This window comes from Brevibacterium sp. CS2 (assembly GCF_005280295.1).
Lineage (GTDB): Bacteria > Actinomycetota > Actinomycetes > Actinomycetales > Brevibacteriaceae > Brevibacterium > Brevibacterium pityocampae.
Genome location: NZ_CP040020.1, coordinates 1,435,415 through 1,452,718 on the forward strand (window position 1 = coordinate 1,435,415; position 17,304 = coordinate 1,452,718).

Genomic DNA, 17,304 nt, shown 5'->3' on the forward strand with positions numbered 1-17,304 from the left:
CCGCGGGCAGGTCAGCGCGCCCTGTCGGAATCGTGGGGGCGCGCCGGTCGCGGCGCACGGACAGTCTAGCAGTCCGATCGGCGCCGAAATTTCGCCGCTGACGGTGCGCCGGGCGGTGATCGCGGCCCGATCCCGATAGTCTCGAGCTGTGTCATATTCCGATTCCACTACTCAGGCCTCCGTCGGCGGAACGTTCGCGGCGTGGAAGGAACAGGCTGCCCGGATCGGCGGCCGGGACACCATGCTCCAGTACCGCGACTCCCGCGACGGTTCGATCGAGCTCACCGGTGCGCATCCCTCCGGGCTCGCCCAGCTGCTCGCCGGCCGGCCCACGCGCCTGTCGAGCCTGATCCGCGACCAGGAGCTGCTGTCCGACGCCCGTCGTCGCGCCCGCTCGATCCGGCAGAAGGCCGAGCAGCTCGCCAGTGAGCGCGGGATCAACACCGCGCACCTCGCGATCGGCTTCGCCACCTGGAGCCGCGACGAGTCCGGCGGTCGCACCGACTACATCGCCCCCGTCATGCTCCGCCACGTGCGGCTCGTGCCCCGCGGCAGCCGGGTCGAGGACTTCGAGATCGTGCTCGACGACGAGATCACGATCAATCCTGCCCTCGTGTCCTACCTCGAGCGCCACCACCGGGTGACGATCGATGTCGACGAATGGGTCGAGGCGACCGGCAACAGCCACGGCTTCGACCCCGCCCCGGTGTTCGAGCGCCTCCGCGCGCTCGCCAAGGGGATCCCCGGCCTGCTCGTCAACCAGCGTCTCGTCGTGTCGACCTTCGCCAACATCACGACCCCCTTCAGCGGGGAGGAGCTGCCCGGCGGCCACCCGGTGCTCCGTGCGCTCGCCGGTGACGATGCCGCCTGCCGCAGCTTCGGCGGCCCCGCCGCCCGGGCACCCGAACGCAGCGTCCAGTCGCATTCCGCTCCCGAGGCGCCCTCCGCCGGGAAGCCGCCGGCCGGCGGGAAGGCGGCGCGCGAATCCTCGGCCGAGGTGTCTCTCGACGAGGGGCAGCCGACCGAGCCGATCCTCGACGCCGACATCCCCGGGAAGGCCTCCGCTTCTCCTGCTGCTCCGGCATCTGCATCCGCGCCCGCTTCCGATGACGCCCCTGCCGGTGACACGGAGCCTGCGGCGCAGGCCTCGGAGGAAGGTGCCTCGCGTGAGGGTGCCGCCGTCACCGGCGGCTCCGCTGCTCCGCCGGCCGGTGACGCGAAGGCCGATCCCATCGGCTCCGACGGCCCTGAGGCCGACGACTCCGACGGGCCGACCCACGCGGGATCCGCCACCGGCGACTCCGATGCGGCCGACGCCTCGACCGCCGACGCCGAGTCCGACGAGGATTCCACTGCTGACGACGCCCCCACCGGCAGCACCGCCGTGCCGGTCGGGCGCCGGGAGCAGAAGCGGGCCGCACGGAAGCACGCAGCCGAGCGCCGCACCCCGCGCTCGGCGTCCCGCGACGACTCCTCGGGCTCCGACCGGGACGACACCGGATTGGACGAGGCGAGCGCCGCGGACCCGGGCGCCGTGTCCGCACCGACGCCGAAGCCGCGCGAGCTGCCCCGGCCGCTGCCGGACCGGAAGCCGCAGGAGGAATTCCTCGCGATCGACGTCGACGGCGACCAGCAGGCCGTCGTTGATGCCGCCGTGATGGGCGAATCCGTGGTCGTCGACACCCCGCCCGGCACCGGCGCCACCCAGGTCGCCGTCGCGATCGCCACCACGCTCGCCCACACCGGCCGCAGCGTCCTCTACCTCGCGCAGAACTCCGATGCGCTCGGCGATTTCGCCTCCCGCCTCGAGCGCGCCGGGCTCGGCGGCTTCGCCGTCGACGGTCGGATGACCCCGACCGAGGTCCACACCCGCCTGATCTCGCTCATCGCCGACGCCGAACGCGCACCCCGCCCCGACCTCGGCGGTCTGCTCGCCAAGCTCAACGACCAGCGGGCGATCCTCAGCGAGCACTCCGAGTCGCTCCACCGGGTGCGCGAACCCTGGGGCGTGTCCGTGCTGTCGACCATGCGGCGCCTCGCGCAGCTCACCGCCGAGCAACCCGGTCCGTCGACCGCGGTGCGCTTCGACTCGTCCGTCGTCGAGGCGAGCGAGGCCGAGCGGGAGGACCTCCGCGCCCGCCTCATCGAGTTCTCCGAGCTCGGCGCCTTCACCCTCGACGTCGAGGACACCGTGTGGTTCGGCGCCCGGTTCGCCAGCGATGAGGACGCCGAGGCGGCCCGCCGCGTCGCCGAGCGCGCCGGGAAGAAGATCCCGGCCCTCGTGGAGCTCGTCGAGCCGCTGCTCCGCCAAGCCGGCCTCAACCCCGCCCGCACCGTCGACGCCTGGGGCCGCTGCCTCGCCGTCCTGCTCGGCGTGCGCAGGACGCTCGACCGGTTCTCGCCCGACGTCTACGACCACAACCTGTCCGATCTCATCGCCGCGACCGGCAGCGCCGAGTATCGCCGCGAGCACCAGATCGAGATGGGCATGTTCGAGCGCAACCGGTACAAGAAGGCCGCACGCGAGTTCCTGCGCCCCGGCGCGACGGTCGACGACATGCACGCAGCACTGCTCGCCGCCGCCCAGCAGCGCGCCGAGTTGCGCGACATCGCCGGGCGTGACATCCGCCCGCAGATCCCGCGCGGCCTGCTCGAGGCCGACGAGCTCCACCAGGAGATCGTCGCCGACTTCCGCAAGCTCGAACCGGTGCTCAGCGACACCCCCGACGGCGGGGACCTCGGGTCCATGCTCGTCGAGGAGGCGCAGGCCCGGCTGCAGGCGCTCGGCGAGGACCGCGACAGCCTCGCGGACCTGCCTGCCCGCACCCGGATCGACACCGAGCTCCGCGGCCGCGGCCTCGGCGATCTCCTCAGCGACCTGCGCGAACGCCGCGTGCCGCACGAGCTCGTGGGCCAGGAGTTCGACCTCGCCTACTGGGCGACCGTGCTCAAGCAGCTCGCCGCCGCCGATCCCCAGGTGGGCGGCCACGACGGGACCGAGCTCCATCGCGTCGTCGCCGACTACCGGATCTGCGACAAGCAGTACGTCGCCGCGGGCGCCGCCCGGCTGCGCTACAGCCACGGCCAGGGCTGGAAGCGCGCGATCGAGGAGCACCAGGACGAGGCGCAGGCCGTGCGCGACGCCCTGCGCTCCCGCCACCTCCACGTCGAGGCGCTGAGCGAGCAGGCACCGCGCGTGCTCACCGCGCTCGCCCCGGTGTGGATGATGAGCCCTTTCCAGGTGCCGGAGTACTTCGCCGACGTGCCGCTGTTCGACACCGTGATCATCGCCGACGCCGGGCGGATGTCCGTGACCGAGGTGCTCCCGGCGATCGCCCGCTCCAAGCAGGTCATCGCACTCGGCGACGACCGGCTGCTCGGCCCGCGCGAGTTCAGCGTCGCCGTCGACCGCCGCGGCCAGCGCGACAACGCGAGCGGCCCGAGCGTGTTCGGCGCGCTCGCGGAGTTCCTCCCGTCCCACCGCCTCCACACGAGCTACCGGCACTCGCCGGCCGGCCTCGTCGACCTCGTCAACCGCCGGTTCTACGACTCGACGATCTCGAGCCTGCCGACCGCCCTGACGAACGAGGGCTCCGGCGTCGAGTTCTCATTCGTGCCCGACGCGCTCGGCAGTCCCGACACCGCCACCGGTCAGGTCGAGAGCCTCGATGTCGAGGTCGACCGCGTCGTCGACCTCGTGCTCAAGCACGCGCGCACCCGCTCGCGGCAGTCGCTCGCCGTTGTCACCCTCACCCCGTGGCACGCGCAGCGCGTCGCCGCGGCGATCCAGCAGGCGATCCGCACCTACCCCTACGTCGCGTCGTTCTTCACCGACCCGACGAAGGAGCCGTTCGTCGTCACCGACTGCGAACGGATCCAGGGGATGGCCCGGGATGCCGTGATCTTCTCACTCGGCTACGGCCGCACCCGGCAGGGTCGCGTCGTCTACAACTTCGGGGCGCTGTCGAAGCCCGGCGGGGAGAGGCTGCTCGCCGCAGCGGTGACCCGCGCCCGGCGCAAGCTCACCGTCGTGTCGTGCTTCGAGGCCGACGACTTCGAGCTCGCCCGCCTCCGCCACGGCGCCCGTGTGCTGCCCGGGCTGCTCGCGGACGCCGCCGCCGGCGGCCGCACCATGCCCGCCGCCGGTGACGCGGAGCGCGACCCGCTGATCTCCGACATCGCCGAGCGCCTGCTGCGCAGCGGGGTGTACTCCGACGAGGGGTACGAGGACATCGACCTCGCCGTCTCCGTATCCGCCGACCCCACCCAGGGGATGGCGCTCGCGGTGGAGACCGACGGTGCGGACTACGCCGCGACGGAGAGCATCCGTGAGCGCGAGCGGCTCCGCGCGGAGGCTCTCGCCCGACGCGGTTGGCGCCATCTGCGGGTGTGGTCGACGGATGCGTTCGTCGACCCGCAGGCGGAGGCGGATCGGATCTTCGAGATGTGGAAGGAGACCGTCGAGGATCGTTCCCCGCAGGCCGTGCTCGATGCCGCCCGCGCCGCAGCGGTGGTCGTGGGCCGGCAGGGCAACCGCCCCAAGCTCACCCCGGGGCTCCCGCTCCACACGTACTCCGCCGAGGACCTCGACGCGATGGTCGACTGGATCCAGTCCGACCGTGTGTCCCGCGGCGACGACGAGCTCAAGGCGCAGCTGCGCGCCGCACTCGCGCTCAAGGGCCGCTCCCGGCGCGTGGAGTCCGGGCTCGACGCCGCCGTCGCCCGCTACCGCGACCGCTATGCGCAGGCCAAGCGGTCCGCCGCGCCGCCGGCCGAGCAGGCCGGTCGCACCGAGGACGAGGTGTTCCTCCCCGCCGCGGGCGGCTCCGTGGGCCAGAGCGAGGTCATGCCGCTGTACAACACCGGCAAGCTCCGCGAGCAGGACCTCCTCGACGCCGGGCTCCGCGAGTCCGAGCAGGGCCGACGCTCGGAGGAGGAGCATGCGCCCGAGGCAGGTACCACACGGGAGAGCACTGGCCAAGGAGCAGAGAGTGCTGCGGATGGCGGCGGTGCCGGCAAGCATCCCGGGAAGCGCGTCGCGCAGGACGGTGATGCCCACGACGCCGGGGAATCCGCCTCCGATCGCGGGGACGCGCGGAGCTGAGGCGTCCCATGCCGCCCGAGGAGCAGAACGGCATCGAGCCGAGCGCTGCCGACGACCGTGCTTCCGCGCAGCGGCGCGCCCGCGACGCACGGACCCGCGCGGCAGTCGAGGCCTACCGGCGTACGCTGCGCAACGAGTCATCGGCCGGCGACGGCCTCGATCGCGAGCCCGGCGGGCCCGGAGCGCTCAGCGCGGAGGAGGCCCGGCTGCTCGCCGAGCGCCCGCCCCACTGGCAGACCAAGCCGCGCTGAGCGGGTTGACCGTCCTGGTGCACCACCGCACCCCGTTCACCGGCCCGGGCGCGGCGCACGGCATTGAGGTGCCATCGACACGACAGCGCCCCCGGACTCCTGTCCGGGGGCGCTGTGATCGCGTCGGGTCCGAGGCGCCTCTGCGTGGAGGTCTGCCTCTTCGACTCAGTGGCGCGGGGGGTAGTTCGGGTCGATGCCGGTGGCCGGGCCGCCCTCGAGGCGCTGGTCGGGGACGACGTCCTGGGCACCTTTGGCGAGCAGGTCGCGGATCTCGGCGAGCAGCTCCTCCTGGGTGGGGGGCACGTCCTCTTCAGCAGCACCGCGCTTGCGGAGCTCGTTGAGCTTGTTCATCGGCATGATGATGACGAAGTAGACGACAGCGGCGACGATGAGGAAGTTGATCGCCGCGGTGATCACGGCACCGAAGTCGAGGAAGGTCGCCTCGACGTCGGGACGGATGCGGAAGCCGAGACCGCCCACGTCCGGCGAGCCGACGGCCGCGATGAGCGGGTTGATGATGTTGTCGGAGATGGCGTTCACGATCGCGGTGAACGCGGTACCGATGATGACGGCGGTCGCCAGCTCGATGACATTGCCGCGGAGGATGAAATCCCGGAAGCCCTTGAGCATAGTGTGTCCTTTCACAGATGGGTCAGGAGCACACTGCTCCCGTGTGCGCATGAGCGCCCAGAACATGATAGCGGCGAAAAGACGATCCAGTAGACATTTCAAGCATCTCAGAATTTGATACTCGTCACATTACCGGGCCGGTTCTCGAGAGACTGACAGCTTGAGCACACGGAGCCGCTGGTGAGGTGGCCGATGTGCCGGTGAGCGGCCGGGATCGACCGCGACCGCAGCAGCATCGGACGCCTGCCGATGTCCTCTCGCTCCCTCTCAATTGAGCAGGGCGAAGCTCAGCGCCGTGCCGGACACCGCGGCGAGCGCGCTGGCCTGGGGTCCGGACACGATGAGTGTGATCACCGTCGTCGACCCGGACACCGCGGTCCCCGCCCGTTGGGAGATCGAAGCGACCACCGCCTCGTCGATCACCGCGCCGGTCCCGTCCGCCCCTGCGGCACCCGGCACCCCCTCGACCTCTCCATCGGCGCCGCCTGCGGCCGAGGCGCCCGCTCCCGGAGCGAACACCCGGACCCGGTGCCCCGGCCGCAGGGTGGCCGCCGCGGCCTCGTCGGTCACCGTCACCGGCATGAGGAGCTGCCCCTCTGCCAGCGGTTCGGCGCGCGGGGCGAGCAGCCCGGACCGCGTGACCGGCAGGCCGGGGCTCAGGTGCGCCGCGGAGGTGCTGCCGATCGCCTCGGCGACGGATTCGATGGCGTCGGCGGGGACGAGCGCGGCGGGATAGGTGCGGGTCCCGAGGTCGCCGGCACCGATCGTCGAGCCCGGGGCGATGTCACCGGCGGCGACGACCACCGGGGTGCCCGCGGGACGCGGTGTCAGCGCCCAGACGACGAGCGTGGTCGCGAGGGCGAGCGCGAGTGAGGCGAGGAGGCGACGGGTGCGGCGGCGATCTTTGACGGACAGCGCGGCGAACCGCTGCAGGGGGAGAGGGAGTCGGAAGGAGACCATGACCCGACTGTGCCCCGCGGAGCCCGGACCGCGCTACGACCGACGTGCGCCTGTGGATGGAGGGCGCGCGGCCGTCCCCAATGTGACCTGAGGACGGTGCACTGTGACCAGAGGACGGTTCTCGATCGTGCCCCGTGCCGGGAGCAGGAGACCGTCAGGCGGAGGTCGAGGCCGTGGATTTCGAGGACGAGGAGCTCGAATCGCCGGTCGCCGAGGTGCTCGACGTGCCGGAGTCCGAGGAGCCGGACCCCGAGGAGCCGGACCCCGAGGAGCCGGAGGGGGCGCCCGTGCTGCCGCCGGCAGCAGCAGCGTCCTTCGAACCCGACTCGGATCCGCCCGACTTCGCCGCCGCGCGGGAGCCGCCGGAGGAGCGGGAGTCGGTCGTGTAGAAGCCCGAACCCTTGAACGTCACTCCCACATTGCCGAAGACCTTGCGCAGGGTGCCCTGGCACTCCGGGCACATGGTCAGCGAATCGTCGGTGAACGCCTGGTGGATGTCGAAGGCGTGACCGCAGTTCTTGCAGGCATAGGAGTACGTGGGCATTGTCGGCCTTTCTCGTCAGAGTCCCGAAGAAGTATAGACCAGCACGCATGCCCTGCCGGGTCGCGTCTCAGCCCACCGGCGAGCGCCTCACCCCACCGGCACGATGCCGCGCTCGGTGACGACGGCGTCGACCCGCAGATCCCAGGGCTGGTGGGGAAGCGTATCGACGAGCTCCTCTGCGAAGCACACCCCGAGCACCTGCGCCCCGCACCCGGTCGGCGGGGCGGCCCCCCGCGGACCGAAGGTGCGGTCGTAGAAGCCGCCGCCGTTGCCCAGCCGCACCCCGGCGCGCGAGAACGCGAGGCCGGGCACGAGGATCGTGTCGACCGGTGGGAGGGGGCGGCCGGCAGGCCCCGCCATCTCACCGGCGAGCGCCTCGGCGGCGGGTGCCCCGGACCTCGGCTCGCGGATCTGCCACTTCCCCGTGCGGGGGAGCGTGCTCATCGGCCCGGTGAGCACGCCGAAGTCGAGGGGCCGGCCGGCGGTGGTGAGGGGGAGGAGCACCGCGGCGCCCGCGGCCCTCGCCTGATCGAGTGCGAGATCGAGGCAGGGCTCACCGGCCAACGAGGCATAGCCGAGGACAGCGCGGGAGCCGGCGAGCACCTCGGCGAGCACGGCCGCGAACCGCTCCGGCTCCCCGGGGGCGGTCGGCCCGGCACCCGGCTCCCGGACCCCTGCTCCCCCGGCGAGCGCCTCGGCCGCGGCCCGCGCGCGCTCCCGGCGACGGGTGCGCACCCTCCTGCGCAGCCGCGCCTTGTCGGCGGCCTCCGAGCTCGCGGCTTCCGGCGTCGTGTCCACGGCTACAGCGTAGACTGACCGGCATGGCAGACAAGCAGAACGTTCCCGTGCGCAAGGCCGTCATCCCCGTCGCGGGGCTCGGCACCCGGTTCCTCCCGGCGACCAAGGCGACCCCCAAGGAGATGCTCCCCGTCGTCGACAAGCCGGCCATCCAGTACGTCGTCGAGGAGGCGGTGGGGGCCGGGCTCTCCGACGTGCTCATGGTGACCGGCCGGAACAAGCGCCCGCTCGAGGACCACTTCGACCGGGTGGACGGCCTCGAGAGCGCGCTAAAGGACAAGGGCGACGAGAAGAAGCTCGCCCTCGTGCAGAACGCCTCGGAGCTCGCCGACATCCACTACGTCCGCCAGGGCGACCCGCTGGGACTCGGCCATGCCGTCCTCAAGAGCCATCAGCACGTCGGCCAGGAGCCCTTCGCCGTGCTGCTCGGCGACGACCTCATCGATGAGGCGAACCCGATCCTGCCGAAGATGATCGAGGTCCAGGAGCGGACCGGCGGCTGCGTCGTCGCGCTCATGGAGGTCCCGGCCGACACCATCAACCTCTACGGCTGCGCCGCGGTCGAGGAGACCGGGGAGGACGGCGTCGTGCGCGTCACCGGGCTGGTGGAGAAGCCGGAACCGGAATCCGCGCCGTCGAACCTCGCGATCATCGGCCGCTATGTCCTCGCCCCGGAGATCTTCGACGTCCTGCGCGTCACCCCTCCCGGGCGCGGCAACGAGATCCAGCTCACCGATGCGCTCGAGACCCTCGCCGCGGATCCGGATTCGGCCGGGGTCTACGGCGTCGTGTTCTCCGGGGACCGCTACGACACCGGTGACAAGATCAGCTACCTCAAGGCCGTCGTCCAGCTCGCCGGCCGGCGCGACGACCTCGCCGACGAGCTCCACGCGTGGCTCCGCGACTACGTCGCCGCGCTCGACGCCCCGCAGTCCGGCGGCGCCTCCGACCGATGACCGAGATCCCCCGACCGTGGGTCGACGACCGGGCGATGAAGCCGTACTCCGCGCTCGTCGTACCGGTGTCCGCCGCGGTGGACACCAGCCTCGTGCGGACGCTCGTGACCGCCTTCGAGGGCCACGAGTTCTCCGTGGTCGAATCGATCCTCGGCTCCGGCGACCGGCTCCAGGCGCTCATCGACGATGCGGCGTCCTCGTTCGACGTGCTCGTCACGATCGGCGGTCTGCGGGCCAACGGCGACCCCGACATCGCCGACATCCTGCGCACCGAGATCGAGGTCGAGGTGCCAGGGCTGTCCGAGCTGCTCCGCCGTGAGCAGTACGCCGCCGGCCACCGTGCAGCGGTGTTCGAGAACCTCGTGTGCGGCCGGATCGACGGCACTCTCGTCGTCACCCTGCCGGACCGCGCCGAGGCGGTCGCCGCCAGTGCCGAGCTCCTCGCCGGACTCGCCTCGGAGATGCTCGCCGAGCTCGACGAGCCGCCGGCGGACGGGCTCGAGTTCGATCTGGAGACCGGATCCGGTGAGACCCTGCCATGGCCGGTCGTCGTCGACGACCCGCATCCCGATGCGACGATCCTCCAGATGTGGAACGCCGAGCGTCGGCCGCAGTCCGGGGCGGGCGAGGGCCCGGCCGAGGGCGACGAGGAGCATGCGGACGGTACCGCACCCGCCGGCGGCCGCCCCACCGAGGCGATGCCCACTGACACGATGCCCACCGACGGCCCGCAGTCCGGGTCCGCGGACTGAGCGATGAGCAGCTTCTGGCCGGTCGTGCTGTCCGAGGGCGGGCTCGTCCTCCGGCCGCTCCACCGGCAGGATGCGCGCGAGTACACCGAGGTGCGCCGCCACAACGCCGACTGGCTCCGCCCCTGGGAGGCGACGAACCCCGACCCCGGGTACACCCTGCCGAGCTTCCACCCGCTGCGCCGGATGCTCGCGAGCCAGGCCCGCCAAGGGCTCATCCTGCCCTTCGCGATCGAGGTCGACGGCCGGTTCCGGGGCCAGCTCACGGTGAGCTCCTTCCAGTGGGGGTCCCTGCTCAGCGCGACGATCGGCTACTGGATCGACGAGCGGGTCGCCGGCTGGGGACACACGCCCACCGCGGTCGCGCTCGCCGCCGACCACTGCTTCTCCACGCTCGGCCTGCACCGGATCGAGATCAACATCCGGCCGGAGAACACGGCGAGCCTGCGGGTGGTGGAGAAGCTCGGCTTCCGGGACGAGGGCGTGCGCGAGCGCTACATGCACATCGACGGGAAGTGGTGCGATCACCGCACCTTCGCCCTCGTCGCCGAGGACGTGCCCTTCGGCCTCCTCGACTACTGGCAGCGCGTCCGGAACTCCTCCGCCGGCACCGTCGGCCCCGGCCCGGTCGCCGACGACCGCCACTGGCCCGGTGGCACGGAATCCTGGTCCTGAGACGCGGAATCGGACCCCCGAGGGGATGAACCCGGCCCAGAACACCGGACGGATCCCGACACGCCCCCTGTGATCCGATCGTGACCTGCTCCACCCTTCTACAGTTGGACTGTGGATACCAGCATCACCATCGCCCTCGTCATCGCAGTGCTGTTCGTATTCATGCTGCCCGCGTCCCTGCGCCGCATCGACCGCACGCTCACCCACGGCCACGTCCACGACGTCCCCGCCACCGCGCGGGAATGCCCCGAGGTGCGCGCCACCTCGTGCCTGCGGCCGGCCGACGCACCCCGGCTCTACGCCGCGGATCGTGACGCCGCGGAGTTCGAACCGCCCCAGATCGTCCACCGGGTGGCCGATTCGGCGCCGGTGCTCCACCTGTCCAAGCCCGCCCCGCGCCTCGCGGTCATCGACGGCGATGTCCCGAACAGCGCACGGCCGGCCGACAGCTCGCCTGCGGAGAGGGGGACCGCGCACCTCGACCTCGCCGCCCCGCTCGATCCCGAGGCCGAGGCGGCCGCGCTGCCGCTGGCGGTCGGCCAGACCGCGTTCCTCCCGCTCTCCACCCACCACGAACCGATGGACTCTCACATGACCTCTTCCCAGTCACCCGCCACGGGCCCGTCGATGCAGCACCGCACGAACCGGAACCTGCCCGCCCACCTCCGCGCTCGCATCGCCGACTCCCGGCACACCGCCGGCACGGTCGGCGCGCGCGTCGGCACCCCGGCGGCCGGTCAGGGCCGGGGGCCCGCCTCGGGCGCGCCTGCCGGTGCGCGAGGTGAGGGGTCCGGCGGCTCCGCGGCGCCCACGCGCTCCACCCCGGCCGCCGATCGGGATCTCCGCCCGCAGCCGGCCGACCGGGAATCGAGCGAGAAGATCGCCCGCCTGCGCGCGGCGCTGCCGTTCGTCGGCCTCGGCTTCCTCGCCACCGCGCTCGCCACCCTCGTGACCGCGGTGCTCGTGCCCTTCGGCGTGCTGCCCTGGGCGGTGCCGGTGCTCACCCTCGTCCTCGCCGGCGGCTGCCTGCTCATGGTCCGCTCGATCAACCTCTCCATCCGTCGACTCCGCCGCGCCGGGGTCGAGGCGCCCGCCGCGAAGGCCTCCGCCACCGCTGCGACCCCCGGAACAGCTGCGACCCCCGAGTCCCGGCGCACTCCCGATGCCGTCGCCCTCGTCGAGGACGACGATCGCGATGCGACCGTGGACCTCTCCGCCATCCGCGCCGTCTTCGGTGCCGGGCGCGGGGCCGAGCACCGCGCCGGGGCGGAGAACCGGGCCGGGGCGGAGCGCGACCCGGGAGCCGGGACCGAGGTTCCGCGCGCGCAGGCGCCCACGGCCACCGAGGAATCCCGCGAGTCCGCTGATTCCGCCGAGCCCACCAAGTCCTCGGCCCCGGATTCGGACTCCGCGCCTGCATCTTCCACCGCGGCCGCATCCTCCACCGCCGAGGCCCCCGCAGCGCGTCACCGGGCGCGTCGCGAGCTCCAGGTCACCCAGGTGCGCGAGCGCGTCGTGCTCAGCCTCGGCACCGACCTCGCTGGGGACGAGGACACGGACGAGCCGGCCGGTGCCTCGGTGACCGGCACCTCGGCGACGGAGCCCCCGGCGAGCGGCACCCCCGCGCCCGCCGGGAGCGACGACCTGCTCGCCACCCGCTTCGCGGCCACCGGCTGGAACCCCTCGCCGGTGCCCACCCCCACCTACGTCGACGCCCCGGTCGTCGATCGGGCGCAGCCGGAGCCGGTCGTGGCCGATGCCTCGTCCTTCCGGCTCGAACCGCAGTCCAAGGAGAGCCTCGCCGAGCGCTTCGCCGCCGAGCTCGGCTACCGCCCGGAGTTCGAGGACGCCGCCCGTGAGGACGACGCGCAGACCGCTGCGGACGCCGGGCCGCTCGCCCACGGCCGGACCGCGATCGGCGGCGCCCGCACCCGCGGCGTCGGCCGCCTCGACGAGGTGCTCGCCCGCCGCCGCGCCTGAGCTCACCCCGCGCAGCGAGCCGGGACGCGCACCTCCCGAACACCCGCATCGCACCAGCACGCAGATGGCCCCCGGTCGAAGGACCGGGGGCCATCTGCGTGTGCAGGGCGCGTGCTACGCAGCTGGTCAGCCGCGCGGCAGAGCCACGTACTTGACCTCGAGGAACTCGTCGATGCCCACGCGGCCGCCCTCGCGGCCCAGACCCGACTGCTTGTACCCGCCGAACGGTGCGCCCGGGTTGGAGATCAGGCCGGTGTTGAGCCCGATCATGCCGCACTCGAGCTCCTCGGCCAGACGCATCGCGCGGCCGATGTTCTCGCTGTACAGGTAGCCGGCGAGGCCGTACTCGGTCTCGTTGGCCAGCGCGATCGCCTCCTCGTCGGTGTCGAACGGAGTGATCGGGGCGACCGGTCCGAAGATCTCCTCGATGCGGATGTCGGAGTCCTCCGGCACATCGGTGAGCACGGTCGGAGCGTAGAAGTAGCCCTCGCCGTCGATCTTCTTCCCGCCGGTGAGGACCTTCGCGCCCTTGCCCACGGCGTCATCGACGAGCTCGGCGACCTTGTTCAGCGCCTTCTCCTCGACGAGCGGGCCCACCTCGGTGCCCTCGTCCAGGCCGTTGCCGACCTTCATCGCACCCATCCGCTCGGCGAGCCGGCGGGCGAACTCGTCGGACACGGAGCGGTGGACGAAGAAGCGGTTGGCGGCGGTGCAGGCCTCGCCGATGTTGCGCATCTTGGCGACCATCGCGCCCTCGACGGCCTTGTCGAGGTCCGCATCCTCGCAGACGACGAACGGGGCGTTGCCGCCGAGTTCCATCGAAGTGTTCATCACGGTCTTCGCCGCCTGCTCGAGCAGGCCGATGCCCACCTCGGTCGAACCGGTGAAGGTGACCTTGCGGGCGATCCCGGACTCCATCCACGGCGTCACGACGCGGCCGGCGGAGTTCGAGGTGACGACGTTGAGGACCCCGGCGGGCAGCCCGGCGTCGACGAGCGCCTCGACGAGCAGCAGCGAGGTCAGCGGGGTGAGCTTGGCGGGTTTGAACACCATCGTGCAGCCGGCGGCGATCGCGGGGCCGATCTTGCGGGTGCCCATGGCGAGCGGGAAGTTCCACGGGGTGACGAGCACGCACGGGCCCACCGGCTCACGGGAGACCATGATGCGGGTGCTGCCGTCGGGGGACTTGGTGAAGTCGCCGTCGATCCGCACGGCCTCCTCGGAGAACCAGCGGAAGAACTCGGCGCCGTAGGTCACCTCGCCCTTGGACTCCGCGAGCGGCTTGCCCATCTCCGCGGTCATCACCGCGGCGATGTCGTCGGCGCGCTCGATGAGGATCTCGTAGGCGCGGCGCAGGATCTCCGCTCGCTCGCGCGGTGCGGTGCGGCCCCACGAGTCCTGGGTCTCCCCGGCGACCTCGATGGCCTCCTCGGCGTCCGCGGCGGAGCCGTCGGCCACGCTGGTGAGGACCTTCCCGGTGGCGGGATTGATGACGTCGATGGTCTTCCCGCCTTCGGCGTCACGCCACTGTCCGTTGATGAACAGGCCGGTATTCATGCGGTCGATGATGGGCTGGACGTCCATAGCGCTCGTTCCCTTCCGTTGGGTGATCCTGGTTGCCAGGGGCTGGTGTCAGTCTAATGTGACACGCGGTGCATTCCACCCGCCTGTTCGACCCGTGGACGCAGCGGGCGGGCGCACGCGGTGCCGGGTTCCCGCAGCGATGACGGCGAGCCGTGGACGCGGGTGCTCGCGCCTGCTTGGATAGAGCCATGGTCGACATCACCGCACTCGCAGATGAACTGCTCACCCGCGCCCGGGCAGACGAGCACGGCCGCGCCGCGGAGCTCGTGGTCCACGACGGGGTGCTGCGCCAGCTCGTCCTCGCGCTCGCCGCGGGCGCCGAGCTCGCCGAGCACAACGCCCCGGCCGCCGCCACCCTCCAGGGATTGCAGGGCCGGGTGCGGCTGAGCTACGCCGCAGGGTCGTCGACGCCCGCGGTGGAGCTCGGTGCGGGAGAGCTCACCGTGATCGGACACGAGCGGCACGGTGTGCACGCGCTCGCCGACAGCGTGCTCGTCCTCACCACGGTCACCGGGCTGCCGGACGGCGCATGACCGCCGTCCCCGAGATCCGGTGCGAGCGCCTCTACGATTCGGCCTCTGGTCCGGGGTACCGTGTGCTCGTCGATCGGCTGTGGCCGCGTGGGGTGAAGAAGACCGCGTTCGAGCACGCCGAGTGGTGCCGGGACGTCGCGCCGAGCGGAGACCTGCGCCGAGCCTTCCACTCCGGCGGGATGGACTTCGAGACCTTCGCCGAGCACTACCGGCAGGAGCTCACGGATTCGGCGGCGCCGGGGGAGCTGCTCGACCGCTTCGAAGCCGCGCCGCAGCGCATCCTCGTGCTGCTCTACGGGGCGAAGGACGACGAGCACAACCACGCTCAGGTGCTCGCTGAGAGGCTGCGGGAGCTCGCGCAGGAGCGCTGAGAGGCTGCGAGAGCTGCGGTCCCTGCGCGTGCCTCAGCGGCGGGAGACGTGCTCGTCCCAGTCGTCGTGCTCGCGGACGAAGCCTGCGACGAACGAGCACGCCGGGACGATCGTCAGCCCCTCGGCGACGGTGGAGTCGAGCGCGTAGCGCACGACCGCGCCTGCGAGTCCGCGCCCGCCCCAGGCCGGCAGGGTCTCCGTGTGGGGGAACAGGCGCTGCTCGCCCCGGTCGCGGTATGCGGCGAGGCTCACCCGGGTGTCGCCGTGCCAGGCGGCGAAGTTCGAGGCCTCGGCGTCATGGCGGAGCTCGAAGGTCTCGCCGTCGATCTCGATGGTGCGGGCATCCTGGCTCATGTGTCCTCCTCGATGCGGAACCGACGTCCTCGGTGCGGACCGGTGGTCGCACGCAGCGACTGATCGGGTCAACGCCGGAGCCCGTGGTGCTATTCCGCGGAGTCGGCCTGTGCTGTGTGCGGTCGACTGCGTCGTGGTGTGCCGGGCTGTGCGTGGTGGGCCGTTCATTCCCTCCCGCCCGTGTCCGAGGGTGCCAGTACAGTGGTGCGCAGATGCAACGCGTCGCGGGCGCACCGCCCGCAGCGCATGGAATGCAGCGCGTGCGGCGAAGTGCGCCCACCCGGCGGAGGAGGACTTCATGAGGATTCTGGACGAGGCGACGGTCACCGCCGCCCTGGACTACGCAGGCGCGATCACCGCTCTGCGCACGGCATTGACCTCGGACTTCGATCCCGCCGACGACGCCACGCGGATGTCGGCCCCGCTGACCCGCGGCGAGTTCCTCTTCATGCCCTCCGAGATCGGTGCCTATGCCGCGGTCAAGGTGCTCACCGTCACCCCGGACAACCCGGCGGCCGGCCACCCCCGCATCCAGGGCAGCTGCCTGCTCCTCGACTCGCAGACCCACCGCACGCTCGCGATCCTCGACGGGCCGGCGATCACCAACCTGCGCACCCCCGCAGTGTCGCTCGCCGGGGTCTCCGACGCCCTCACCGGCCGATTCCCCGACGGCGTGCGGATGACCGTGTTCGGCGCCGGGGTGCAGGGACTGCTCCACGTCGAGGCCGCCCGCGCCGTCGTCGAAGTCCGCGAGGTCACCGTCGTCGTGCGCAGGCCCGGTCGCGGCGAGGAGTTCCTCGCCGGCCTCTCCGTGCTCGGCATCCCCGGCACGGAGGTCCTCGGCGGCGACGGATCCGGCGGCGACTCGCCGGACCTCACCCGGGCGCTCGAGCAGTCCGACCTCGTCATCGCCGCCACCTCGGCCGCGGAGCCGCTGTTCGACGCCGCTGCGATCCGCGACGACGCCGTCGTCGTCGCCATGGGCTCCCACAGCCCCGAGGCCCGCGAACTGCCCTCCGCCCTGTTGGGCCGGGCGACCGTCATCGTCGAGAGCCGCCACACCGCGCTCGACGAGTGCGGCGACGTCGTGCTCGCGATCGCCGACGGCGCACTGACGATCGAGGACACCGTGACCCTCAAGGAGGTCGTGACGAGCGGCGGCGCGGTGCTCGCCGACGACCGCCCCATCGTGTTCAAGACCTCCGGCATGTCCTGGGAGGACCTCGTCGTCGCCAAGGCCGTGTACGAGGAGGTGTCGTGACCGGCCTGAACCCGCAGACCGCCGGGCCGGCGGACATCCCCGAGCTCGTCGCGCTCATCGAATCCGCCTACCGCGGGGACGATTCCCGGGCCGGCTGGACGACCGAGGCCGACCTCCTCGACGGGCAGCGGATCGACGCGGACATGGCCGCGGAGATGCTCGCCGAACCCGGCAGCACCGTGCTCCTGGTCCGTGACGAGTCCGGAGCCGCCCTCGGGACCGTGCACCTGCGCGACCTCGGCGACCGGACCGCGTACTTCGGCACCTTCGCGGTGTCCCCGCGCGCCCAGGGACGGGGCGTGGGCAAGGAGCTCATGACCCACGCGGAGGCCTTCGCCCGTGACCGGTTCGGGGCCGAGCGGATGCGGATGACCGTCATCGACAAGCGCACCGAGCTCATCGCGTTCTACGAGCACCGCGGCTACCTGCAGACGGGGGAGCGCGAGCCGTTCCCCTACGGCGAGGACCGCTTCGGCCTGCCGCGCACCGAGGACCTCGAGTTCGTCGTCCTCGTCAAGGAGCTCGGCCCGACTCCGGCCTGACGTCGACCCGGA

Annotated in this window: 16 protein-coding genes; 10 read left to right on the plus strand and 6 right to left on the minus strand. The window is 72.3% G+C overall.

All coding sequences use genetic code 11. The annotated features are described in order from the left end of the window. Positions 1-148 precede the first annotated feature (148 nt). Together FDF13_RS06370 and FDF13_RS06375 are read left to right on the plus strand one after the other, a co-directional pair. Positions 149-5,104: a DUF4011 domain-containing protein gene (locus FDF13_RS06370; RefSeq protein ID WP_137318933.1), complete on the plus strand. Its 4,956-nt coding sequence runs from the start codon at positions 149-151 to the stop codon at positions 5,102-5,104. Between the two features lie 8 nt (positions 5,105-5,112). After that, positions 5,113-5,355 (plus strand): hypothetical protein, encoded by a 243-nt coding sequence (locus FDF13_RS06375; protein ID WP_137318934.1) that lies wholly within the window; start codon positions 5,113-5,115, stop codon positions 5,353-5,355. 165 nt (positions 5,356-5,520) lie between these two features. Here FDF13_RS06375 and mscL read toward each other — a convergent pair whose 3' ends face one another. From mscL to FDF13_RS06395, 4 genes are all read right to left on the minus strand, one after another. Then, the gene (mscL, locus tag FDF13_RS06380; RefSeq protein ID WP_137318935.1) at positions 5,521-5,985 is read right to left on the minus strand and encodes a large conductance mechanosensitive channel protein MscL; all 465 of its coding nucleotides are present in this window, start codon (positions 5,983-5,985) and stop codon (positions 5,521-5,523) included. Between the two features lie 267 nt (positions 5,986-6,252). Continuing rightward, positions 6,253-6,945: an SAF domain-containing protein gene (locus FDF13_RS06385; protein ID WP_137318936.1), complete on the minus strand. Its 693-nt coding sequence runs from the start codon at positions 6,943-6,945 to the stop codon at positions 6,253-6,255. Between the two features lie 154 nt (positions 6,946-7,099). After that, positions 7,100-7,489 (minus strand): FmdB family zinc ribbon protein, encoded by a 390-nt coding sequence (locus FDF13_RS06390; RefSeq protein WP_137318937.1) that lies wholly within the window; start codon positions 7,487-7,489, stop codon positions 7,100-7,102. 87 nt (positions 7,490-7,576) lie between these two features. Then, positions 7,577-8,287, minus strand: coding sequence for a 5-formyltetrahydrofolate cyclo-ligase (locus FDF13_RS06395; protein ID WP_137318938.1), 711 nt, complete (start codon positions 8,285-8,287; stop codon positions 7,577-7,579). A gap of 23 nt (positions 8,288-8,310) precedes the next feature. Here FDF13_RS06395 and galU point away from each other — a divergent pair, with 23 nt between their 5' ends. The 4 genes from galU (at position 8,311) to FDF13_RS06415 (ending at position 12,647) form a co-directional block, all read left to right on the plus strand. Continuing rightward, positions 8,311-9,243: a UTP--glucose-1-phosphate uridylyltransferase GalU gene (gene galU / locus FDF13_RS06400; RefSeq protein WP_137318939.1), complete on the plus strand. Its 933-nt coding sequence runs from the start codon at positions 8,311-8,313 to the stop codon at positions 9,241-9,243. Then, on the plus strand, positions 9,240-9,995 hold the full coding sequence (locus FDF13_RS06405; RefSeq protein WP_137318940.1) for a hypothetical protein: 756 nt from the start codon (positions 9,240-9,242) through the stop codon (positions 9,993-9,995). The genes galU and FDF13_RS06405 overlap by 4 nt, the downstream gene beginning before the upstream one ends. 3 nt (positions 9,996-9,998) lie before the next feature. Beyond that, positions 9,999-10,667 carry a GNAT family N-acetyltransferase gene (locus FDF13_RS06410; RefSeq protein ID WP_137318941.1) on the plus strand — a complete coding sequence of 223 codons (669 nt, stop codon included), beginning with the start codon at positions 9,999-10,001 and terminating at the stop codon, positions 10,665-10,667. A 111-nt stretch (positions 10,668-10,778) separates the two neighbouring features. Continuing rightward, positions 10,779-12,647: a hypothetical protein gene (locus tag FDF13_RS06415; RefSeq protein ID WP_137318942.1), complete on the plus strand. Its 1,869-nt coding sequence runs from the start codon at positions 10,779-10,781 to the stop codon at positions 12,645-12,647. Between the two features lie 126 nt (positions 12,648-12,773). Here FDF13_RS06415 and FDF13_RS06420 read toward each other — a convergent pair whose 3' ends face one another. Next, positions 12,774-14,231, minus strand: a complete 1,458-nt coding sequence (locus FDF13_RS06420; RefSeq protein WP_137318943.1) for an NAD-dependent succinate-semialdehyde dehydrogenase — start codon at positions 14,229-14,231, stop codon at positions 12,774-12,776. 188 nt (positions 14,232-14,419) lie between these two features. Here FDF13_RS06420 and FDF13_RS06425 point away from each other — a divergent pair, with 188 nt between their 5' ends. Both FDF13_RS06425 and FDF13_RS06430 read left to right on the plus strand, forming a co-directional pair. Further along, complete coding sequence (locus tag FDF13_RS06425; protein WP_137318944.1) at positions 14,420-14,764, plus strand: cupin; 345 nt, start codon at positions 14,420-14,422, stop codon at positions 14,762-14,764. Next, entirely contained in the window at positions 14,761-15,135 is a 375-nt protein-coding gene (locus FDF13_RS06430) for a DUF488 domain-containing protein (RefSeq protein WP_137318945.1), read from the plus strand. The genes FDF13_RS06425 and FDF13_RS06430 overlap by 4 nt, the downstream gene beginning before the upstream one ends. A 33-nt stretch (positions 15,136-15,168) precedes the next feature. Here the strand turns inward: FDF13_RS06430 and FDF13_RS14720 are convergent, their stop codons facing one another. Continuing rightward, on the minus strand, positions 15,169-15,489 hold the full coding sequence (locus FDF13_RS14720) for a GNAT family N-acetyltransferase (protein ID WP_175406885.1): 321 nt from the start codon (positions 15,487-15,489) through the stop codon (positions 15,169-15,171). A 298-nt stretch (positions 15,490-15,787) separates the two neighbouring features. Here FDF13_RS14720 and FDF13_RS06440 point away from each other — a divergent pair, with 298 nt between their 5' ends. Continuing rightward, positions 15,788-16,750 (plus strand): ornithine cyclodeaminase family protein, encoded by a 963-nt coding sequence (locus FDF13_RS06440; protein ID WP_137318947.1) that lies wholly within the window; start codon positions 15,788-15,790, stop codon positions 16,748-16,750. Beyond that, the gene (locus tag FDF13_RS06445; RefSeq protein WP_137318948.1) at positions 16,747-17,292 is read left to right on the plus strand and encodes a GNAT family N-acetyltransferase; all 546 of its coding nucleotides are present in this window, start codon (positions 16,747-16,749) and stop codon (positions 17,290-17,292) included. Before FDF13_RS06440 ends, FDF13_RS06445 begins: the two co-directional genes overlap by 4 nt. Positions 17,293-17,304 lie beyond the last annotated feature (12 nt).